General features: G+C 48.4%; 4 protein-coding genes and 1 pseudogene. 2 read left to right on the top strand and 3 right to left on the bottom strand.

Annotated elements, in window-relative coordinates; all coding sequences use genetic code 11:
- Positions 1–805: pseudogene (locus AAC855_RS20830) on the top strand (hypothetical protein); the annotation flags it as partial.
- 61 nt (positions 806–866) lie between these two features.
- On the opposite strand, the gene lhgO reads toward AAC855_RS20830, so the two are convergent.
- Genes lhgO through AAC855_RS20815 form a run of 3 tightly spaced genes read right to left on the bottom strand, consistent with a single transcriptional unit; the run spans position 867 to position 5,114 of the window.
- Positions 867–2,057, bottom strand: a complete 1,191-nt coding sequence (gene lhgO / locus AAC855_RS20825) for an L-2-hydroxyglutarate oxidase (protein WP_340612069.1) — start codon at positions 2,055–2,057, stop codon at positions 867–869.
- Entirely contained in the window at positions 2,050–4,014 is a 1,965-nt protein-coding gene (locus tag AAC855_RS20820) for a TRAP transporter permease (protein WP_340612068.1), read from the bottom strand. The genes lhgO and AAC855_RS20820 overlap by 8 nt, the downstream gene beginning before the upstream one ends.
- Positions 4,015–4,061: 47 nt before the next feature.
- Positions 4,062–5,114, bottom strand: a complete 1,053-nt coding sequence (locus AAC855_RS20815) for a TAXI family TRAP transporter solute-binding subunit (protein ID WP_340612066.1) — start codon at positions 5,112–5,114, stop codon at positions 4,062–4,064.
- Positions 5,115–6,151: 1,037 nt separating this feature from the next.
- Between AAC855_RS20815 and AAC855_RS20810 the strand changes: the two genes are divergently transcribed.
- On the top strand, positions 6,152–10,049 hold a 3,898-nt coding region (locus AAC855_RS20810; RefSeq protein WP_340612065.1), incomplete at its 3' end, for a hypothetical protein.

Genomic DNA, 10,049 nt, shown 5'->3' with positions numbered 1-10,049 from the left:
AGCGACCGGGGTTGCCAGTAGCCTGACCGAGGAAAGTAACCCCCAGGCCTCGGCTATTCTGGGCTGGGTATCAATGGGGTTTGGGGCGGTCAGTCTGGGCAGTTCGGTGCTTAGGAAAATAATTGGGGGGATACGGCAGGCAGAAGCCCAGTTACAAATTAGTTTTAGTTTTGGCTCTAGTGCAAGGAGTGCTGTTGCTGCGGGAGAAAGTGAGGCCCCCAGAACGATAGAAGCAGTTACAGCAGAAACAACTATAGCGACTGAGACAGCCAACACAACAAGGGCAGCAGAGACAGTTGCCAGAAATACATTAGAGTCTTTTAATAGAGCAAATGAGGCAGGGTGGGTACAAGAAGTCATGAGTAATGGATATAGAACGGTGCAGTTTGATTCTCCTCCCCTCTCTCAGATGACAGAAAGCATGCAGCAAGATTTTAACGTATTAAAGCGCTTGGGGTTTACTTATCGGACTGAAGAAGGAGGAAGAAGGATAATAATGGACAACAGAGTACTTCTGAATGCGGAAGGGAGAACGGTACAAAGATTTATAAACATTGAAAGTAGAACAGTACGTGAATTATATGCACCATTTATAAATGAAAATAGCCAATATGCGGTTAGTACTATCAGTAGATTTCGCTATGAAGAAGGTGTTAATAGATTAGTGTATAATGTTAATCGGCATCAAGGAATTTTTATTGATCCACGTTTTGACGATTTTTTCCTGGGAATTTCGGGATGGAATATTCGGTGGAGAGAAGCGAATCTTCCCGGAATGGCTGCTGACTTACTGCGATTGTTATAACGGGTGATTAGGCAGCGCATAGTGATTAATTTATACGCTGCCTTTTAAAAAATCATTACCATTAAATTAATTCAAAATACCGTTTTACAAGTTCTCTCCCAATCTCAAATGATGCAGTAGCGGCTGGTGAGGGTGCATTACAAACGTGTAATGACCGGCGACCGGTTACAAAGTGAAAATCATCTACTAGTTTACCCTCGGGCGTGACTGCCTGAGCACGGACACCCGCTGGCCCCGGAGTAATGTCTTCAGGACGTAAATCGGGAATAAGCTGGCGGGCATTTTCGGTAAATAGCTGGTGTGAGAATGAGCGGCGCATTTCTGCTATTCCTTCACCTAAATAGCGTGAAGCAATTTTCCAGACACCTTTGTAAGTCAGTATTTCCGCCATATCCCGCAGGTTGCAATCTGTCCGGCGATATCCCTCGCGTTTAAATGCCAGTACCGCATTAGGGCCCACATCCCGTTTGCCATTATGCATACGGGTGAAATGAACACCTAAAAATGGGAAATCAGGGTTGGGAACGGGATAAATCAAGTGATTGACCAGATGGTTTTTATCACTATTCAGTACATAATATTCGCCGCGAAATGGCACGATTTTCATACCAGTATCGTAACCTGCCAGTTGAGCTATTCTGTCACTGTGTAAGCCGGCACAGTTCACCAGCCATTTAGCCTGATAGGTACGTTGTTGGGTTTGCACTTCGATAGAATCACTGTGTTCCCGGATAGCTTGTACAGATTGTTGATAGTGAATCTCTCCCCCTCTGATCTGAATGATTTCAGCCAGTTTTGCTGCAATTTCCGGATAATTGACGATCCCGGTATCCGGTACCAGAATAGCTTCAAGACCATTGACATAAGGTTCACGTTCCTTTAAAGCCGCTTGTGATAATCGGCTAACGTTAAGACCATTCTGCAAGCCCCGCTGATAGATATTTTCCAGTAAAGAAAACTCTTTCAATTGCGTTGCAACAATCACTTTGCCACAGCGGTCATAGTATAAACCGTGTTCCTGACAAAACTGATATATCGTCTGATTCCCTTTTTTCGCCAGATTGGCTTTCAGACTGCCGGGCGTATAGTAAATACCGGAATGAACAACATTACTGTTATGCCCGCTTTGATGCGCAGCCACGCATTTTTCCTTATCCAGTACCAGTAAACGTAAATGTGGGTGCTGTTCCTGTAGCGCATTGGCCGTACCAAGCCCGACTAAGCCTGCCCCGATGATAATCACGTCATACATTATGCTGTTCCTTCCTTATTACTGTTGTCCGGTATTGTTTATAGCGCAGCAAGTGAATAACACCGGATAACACAATCAGCGTCATTCCCGCCAAGTCGGTTAATACACCCGGCTTAATTAAAAGAAGGGCAGCAATCGTAAAGAAAATCCTTTCCAGCCAGTGCGCTTTTATCATCCAGAAATTGGCAGTTGCAATAGAGAGTGAATAAATGCCAATCAATGCGGTTATTATCATATAAAGGATGGAAAGCACACTTAACTCACTGCCCTGCATCAATAGCGCCGGGTTATACACCAGAATAAAAGGAATAATAAAACCGGGTAAAGCCAGCCGGACAGCACTCCATGATGTCTGCATAGGGTCAGAGCGGGCGATACTGGCAGCGGTGTAGCTGGCAAGGGCAACAGGTGGTGTGATATTGGATAATGCCCCGAACCAGAAAACAAAGAAATGTGCCGCTAATGGCAGCACACCGGCTTTAATAAGAATCGGCGATACGGTGACAGCGACAACAATATATAACGCAGTGGATGGCAGGCCCATGCTGAGCACGATACAAACGACCATCACAACCAGCAGGATCATCCATAGTGTGTTATCCGTCAGGGAAACGATGTTGAAAGCAAGGGTAGAGCCGATACCGGTCATCGTGACAACGCAGATAATGATGCCAATAGCAGCACAGGCAACAGTAACCTGAATGGCGCCACGAGCGGCTTCATTCAGCGCATTGGCTATCTTTTTAGGTGTCATCCGTACCGACGTATCCGGCGTGATCCAGCTTGCAACAATAATTGCAATAATGCCGAGGAAACCGGCATAAATGGGTGTTTTTCCTGCTAATAATGTTCCGATGACGATAAAAAGGGGTAAGAGCAGTAACCCACGCGCTTTCAGTACGGCTTTTACCTGTGGAATACTTTCTTTGCTAATGCCTTTCAATCCCTGTTTTTTGGCTTCTAAATCAATGGCAATAATCAGGGAAGCATAATAGAGCAGTGCCGGAATAATAGCGGCAAGCACAATAGTGGTGTAAGAAATACCTAGAAAACCCGCCATGATAAAGGCGGCCGCTCCCATGATAGGGGGCATAATCATACCGCCGGTTGATGCTGCCGCTTCGACGGCACCGGCAAAACGGGGCGACAGACCAATGCTTTTCATCAGAGGAATGGTGAAAGTCCCTGTTGTCGCCACATTAGCAACCGCACTTCCACTGAGTGAGCCTGTCAGTGCCGATGAAATAACCGCGACCTGTGCCGGCCCGCCTCTGCGACGCCCGGCAATTGCCAGAGCCAGATCATTGAACAATGCTGTCGCACCACTGACACTCAAAAATGAACCAAACAGGATAAAGACAATGATCGCTGTTGATGCTGTTGACAGTGTGATCCCGAAAATCCCTTCACCAGTCATAAACAGACGGAATAACAGGCGCTCGATAGAAAAACCGGTATGCCCGAAAATACCGATAAAATATTGGCCGAATAAAGCATATACAATAGCGAAAATAGATAATCCCGGAATGAAATAACCTGTCGTTCGTCTAGCGGCCTCAAGTAATAGGGCGATGCCAACGATAGCCATTACATAATCTGTGGTATTGGGAATACTGTTTCTGGCAACATGTAAATCGATATAAGTAAAATAGAAATAGCCGTAACTAATCAGGGTAAGCAGGATGACAAGATAATCCCAAAGATTGAGTTTTGCTGTCGCCTGCTGTTTGGAAACCGGAAAAAGTATAAAGCCCAGTACCAGAATACCGCCAAGAAAGATCACATTACGGTAAAATTCCTGTGTATTAGATAACGCATTAGCGTAGATAGCATAAAGAGAAATAGCGATAGCCAGAAGGGTGGCAATTTGTTTGTAAGGGCTGATTAAATGACGATTACCGGAACCGGATTCCTTATCCAGCTCAGCAGAAGACGATGCTAATGGTGCAATACTCATAATGATTCCTTATGAAAACACATAGTCGGATCGGGATATATTGATAATTAAGGTTGAGCTGTGGCTGCATGAATTTCCGGCGGGATAAGCTCATCAGGAATAGATAGCCCGATTTCACGGTAATATTTATAGGCTCCCGGATGCAGCGGAACGGCAACGCCTTTAAGGGCATTTTCCGGTGAAATATATTTTGCAGCGCTGTGGATTTGATGAACTTCTTTCAGGTTCTCAAACATGGATTTTGTTAATTCGTAGACAGTTTTTTCATCAATCTCACGGGTGGTCATCAGAATATTGGGTTGGGCAATCGTGTGAATAGTTTCGTTTTGGCGGGGATAAGTTTCCGGCTGAATGACAAAACGAAACCAGGAATTCGCGATAGCATTAATCTGCTTCAATTGCTGATCGGTCACATTCAGGATACGGGCAGAGACACCGCTGGCGTACATATCCGTGACCGCTGAGGCGGGCACCCCCGCAGGTATTGCGCCACCATCAAGACGGCCATCACGCATTGCGGAAACGGTATCACTGTAGCCGAGATATTCCGGGCTAATACTTTTCTTGCTGAGGTTGACTCCTTGCAAAATAATCAACGTAGATTGTTCTGTGCCACTGGCTTGCGGGCCAACGGAAAAACGGGTATTGGCGATGTCGTTTAGCGTACCCTCTTTGATTTTATCGTCCATCATCACAAAGTGTTCGACATTAGGCCAGAGTACCGAGATGGAACGCAGATCCTGATAAGGCCGGTTTTCGAAATTACGGACCCCCTGATAGGCTTCAACAGCAATCAAACTTTGCAAAATAACAAGCTGCGCCTCATTTTTCTGGAGTAAATCAATATTCTCAATTGACCCTGCTGAAGACTGGCCTGTGACCTGAATATTTTCATCCTTAAGATGATGACTCCACACATTAGCAAGCCCGACGCCTATCGGGTAAAAGGTTCCTCCTGTGGATGCCGTGGCAACGGAAAGAAATCGTTTATCGGCATTCTTCATTTTTCCAATAATGGCCATGAAAACTAAGGCAATAGCAGCGATGACTGCCAGTAGTACTTTTGTTCGTTTGGGTGTTAATATTTTTGTGACTGACATAATAGGGTTTACCGAAAATTGTGTGATTGATGATGTGGTGTTTCATTTATAGTTAACAGAAGTATGAACTTATCTGTTTTTCTTTTTATAAATGACTGCATTATGTTATGAGATAGTTTAATGAGTCATAAAGAAGGTAAAATATAATTGTCACAGTCATAAACCTAATGTTTTTCCGGGGTTTTATTGTGAAAATTTGAACGAAGTCACGTCTTTATCAATAAAGGGAGGAATTGAAAATAATTCATTGGGTGATAATGATGTAATCTATAGTTATATTTATGTATTGTTGGTAACGATAAATATAATGCTATGTTAATTATAATATAATTTTTTATGATTGATGTTTTATTGAAAATAAATTTAATTGTTTGTGTTTTTTATATTAGCAATGATTATTGAAGAGATGGAATTCATAAATAACAGCGAGTTTCTGTTATGTTTGTAATTTCCGGTTTTGAGGTGAATCAATTTGATTGATGCAATGTTTATTTGGCGTATTTAAATTTGAAAAATATCAAAATTAGACTAGTATATAATACATTAAATGTGATTAAGATTTATTTTTTGTAATTCTAACTTATAGAATGTTTCTTAAAATAATAAGTTATATACACAATGAATTTCAAGATGAATCGCGGCAGTAGGGAGTAAATCCTCAGGAACATAGATAACCGTATGTTTATAAAAACGGTGATTAGGGTAAGCGAGCGTAGCCAAAAAGAAGCAACTTGAAAGACGAAGTATATAGCCATATCTATAACCTTTCATAAATTGATAGTGGAAAGGACAAGCAATATTTTTAATATTTGCATTTTACTTTTTGTATTATTCCTGTGAATTAGAACAATATAATTATATATATCTAAATGTAAAAATCATAATTTAATTTCCAGTCAACATGGTGTTTTATTCTTTTTAGTTAATTCAGAAATAAAGTAAAAGAGAACAAAAACCGCCCTGACTAATTATTAAGCCCGGTGAGTTTGATGGAACTTAACATCAATTTCTCATTACTTTAATGTGGAGGATAAAAAATGAGCACTGAATTCTTTTCCCAGGCCTCTAATTTTCAGAGCTCCGCTGGCAGTGTCGATCCGCGCACGGGCCTGTTTAATTATATGATGCCGGTGGCGCACCTTACCGGCAATAACCAGCTGGGCCCGGAGCTGACTCTGGCACTGGCATACAACCCGCTGAATTCAGCGGATATCGGCTTTGGGCTCGGTTTTTCCCTCGGGCTGACCCATTACGACAGCAACACGAAAATGCTTATGGTCTCCACCGGCGAGCGCTATAAAGTGGAGGAAACGGATAAGAAAGTGACTTTACGCCAATACAAGCAGGATGTCGTCCGGTTTGAAAAAGAGGTCGATCAGGATATTTACCGGGTGATCCATAAATCCGGTCAGGTGGAGATCCTCACCGGGCCGAAAAATGCCTTTAACCTGAAAGTCCCGGTGCAGATTATTAACCCGCTGGGCTACCGCCTGCATCTGGAATGGGATTATACCGTCGGTGCCGTGCCTCACCTGACGGGCATTTATGATCTGGATAAACAACACCGGGCGCTGCTGACCGTGAATACGAAACCGGGAGTGGCAACCCGGCTGAGCGTCTGGCCGGGTACACCGGAGGCGTATGAGATTGAACTGGCGCTGCATAACGGTCGGGTGAGTACCATCACGAACCTGACGGCCAGTCAGACGCTGATATGGTCACTGGACTATGACCAGCACTGCCAGTTTTTAAACCGGGTGTCGACCCCGACCGGTTCGCTGGAGGTGGTGACGTATATTCAGGACGGCCACCATTTTCCGGCCAGGGGACCGGCGGCTACCCTGCCGTATGTGACCGAATACAACCAGTTTTCCGGTCAGAACGACGTGATTGTCCGCACGTATCTTTATACGAAGAACAACTTTCTCGGCAGTGGAACCGGGGGCAACTGGAGCCAGAATCAGGATTACCTCTACGGGGTGCTGTCCGATTATCAGTACGGATCAACCGAACGCTGGGACAATGGCCGTGAGGTCCGGGTGATTACCCGGCGCTACAATAATTACCACCTGCTGATTTCAGAAGAGGTGAATCAGAACGGCTGCCGGCGTCAGCATGAAACGGAATATTACGCCAAAATCGCGGTGGATTTTGAAGAACAGCCGCCGCAGTTTCAGTTGCCAAAATCGGCGACGGTACGCTTTATTTCCGGTAACGGCCAGCGGGAGGAGGTGACCCGGACGGAGTTTGATACGGCAGGCAACCCAACTCTTCAGATTGCCCCGGACGGTACCCGCACGGAGTGGGTCTATTATCCGGCAGAAGGGGAGTTGAGGAGCCCGGATGGCTATTACGGCTGTCCGGCTGATCCCTACGGGTTTGTCCGTTACGTCAAATCGAAAACGGTAACACCGGGGGCGGCTTCCCCGGATGGGCTCTATGTCGATGCACCGGGGCATGAGGTCATTTACCGTTATGAATCTCTGCCCACGCTGCCGGGAACACCGACCACGGAGGCGATAGTGCGCACACATCAGAGTCTGTTCCATGTGGATTGGCAATCCAAACAGCGCCAGTTGTTGCATGTACACCAGACCGACTATATCAGTCGCCTAAATTCACCTCACTACGGGCGTGTAGGCAAGCTTAAGTTGACCGTGTACGAAGGAAAGACGTCTGGAGGAGGAGCGGCTGAGCAGCATTGGAGCTGTCGACAGGACTTTCACTATAAACTGGACAGACAACATCTGAAACAGACCGCGCACTGGACGAGCGATTATGATGGCCTGACAGTTTCCAGCGTACAAATCCACTCCTGCTTCAGTAGTAAAGTGAGGTTTGAGCAAAACCGTCAGGGTTGTACGGCGTGGTATGAATACGATGCATTTGGCCGCCTATCTAAACAGCTGAATAATGCCGGTACGGCATACGCCCGTGATATTGAATATACCTACACCATTGAACAGGCGGGGGTGGTGGTGAACACCCAGCGCGATGTGCTGAACAACCAGAACCGAACCTGGTTTGACGGGCAGGGGCGGAGCTACAAGCAGGCCATTTTGCCGAAAGGACAGGAGCACGCGGGCTGGAAAACAGTGGCGGAGACGAAGCGAGACAGCTGGGGCCGGGTGGTGCGCCAGACCCGGCATGACTGGCTGCCGACCGGGGACGACCCGGATAAGACCGACCTTATCTCAGTCAGCGTGCAGACTGACTATGACGACTGGGGGCAGGCCCGCATAATAACCGATGCCACGGGTCAGCGCAGTGTGCAGGATTATGACCCGGTGACCCGGATTGCCCGGCAGACGAGGCAAGCCGGGGACCTGAAATTTAGCACCACAGAAACCCACTATAATGTGCGGCACCAGCCGCTGACGGTGACTCTGCTGGATAGTCAGGGGACACAGGTGTCCTGGCAAAGCCACCGGTATGACGGTCTGGGACGGTTACGGGCCACTCTGGATATGCAGGGTAAGAAAACCGAATACACCTATGATGCTTTTAACCGGGTCTCTACCATCCGCTACAGTGACGGCACGGTGGTACGGAAAACTTACGCGCCGTTCAGCAACGGTAATTTAGTGGTAAAAATTGAAGTGGACGGGACAGTGCTGGGTGAGCGTGTGTTTGACAGTCTGGGGCGGGTGACATCCAGTACGGTCGGGGGCCGGACCCAGACTGCGATTTATGAGGGAAGCAGCCCGGTGCCAGAGACCGTCACAGACCCGCTGGGACAGATCGTGAAGACGCAGTATGAACCGCGGCTGGGCAATGTCCCGACGTGCGTGGAGGCCCCGGGGCTCAAGCAGAAGTTTACCTATGATGGCCAGAGTGGGGCGATAACCCGGGCCGAGGCGGTCGGGCAGGCTACGCTGCAACGCACTTACACTCCGGCAGGGTGGCTACAGGAGGAAACGGTGAAGTTTGACGATGCGGGCGCCGGGCCGGTGCGCAGTGCCGTGTATCACTACTCCCCGACCGGTCAGATGACGGCCTGTCAGGATATGGCCGGGGTCACACACCGGCTGCGGTTTGATGGCCTGGGCCGGCCGGTGGAAGCGGTGGATAAGGCGGTGACCGTGACCCTTCATTATGATGCGGCCGGTCGGACGGACCGCTGGACGGTGCGGGACAATGCCCGTGGACAGCAGTTGATGACGACTCTGACGTTTGATGATTTCAGCCGGGAAACCGGGCGGCGGATTGAGAGCGGGACGGATGTCCTGACCCTGAGTCAGACTTATACCCTGACCGGGCAGCTGGCGAGCCGTACCACGGATTACCCTAAGGTGGGACGGTTGCGGGAAGAGCATTATACCTACGATGCCGACCGCCACTGGCTGACCGATTACCGCTGTTCGGGGGTGGAATGCCCCCGGGATGCCTATGGGCAGACCCTGAGCCGCCAGCAGTTTACCTATGACCGGCTGGGTAATCTGCTGACCTGTCTCACCACGCTGGCGGACGGCAGTCAGGACACGGCCCGCTTCAGTTACGCTAATCCGGCCGACCCCTGCCAGCTGACGAAAATGACCCACAGCCATCCGGGTTATCCGGCCACAATTGTGCTCACTTACGATAAAGCCGGGCGGCTGATTGCGGATGAGGCAAATCGCATGCTGGCCTATGACGGGCTGGGACGGCTGGCCTCCGTCACGCAGGGGAATAGCACGCAGACGTACGGTTATGATGCCAGTGGCCGGCTGGCGTTACAGCGGCGGGGTCAGGCTGACACCCGGGAGCTGTACTATCATGGGGCGAGCCGGGTGGCGGAAATTCAGCGGGAAAGCGGCGCGGTCACGCGGCAGGTGCAGGCGGGCGGTGCGTCGGCGGCGAGTGTCACGGATGACGGCGTGTATTTACTGGGCACGGACGGGCCGGGCAGTGTGCTGCTGAGCCGCCGGCAGGGTACCGCGTCGCGCTTTCGTTACA

The organism is Xenorhabdus bharatensis, assembly GCF_037996705.1.
Taxonomy (GTDB): Bacteria; Pseudomonadota; Gammaproteobacteria; order Enterobacterales; family Enterobacteriaceae; genus Xenorhabdus; species Xenorhabdus bharatensis.
The sequence above is the reverse complement of the archived record's forward strand: the minus strand, read 5'-3'. Positions and strand labels throughout refer to the sequence as shown.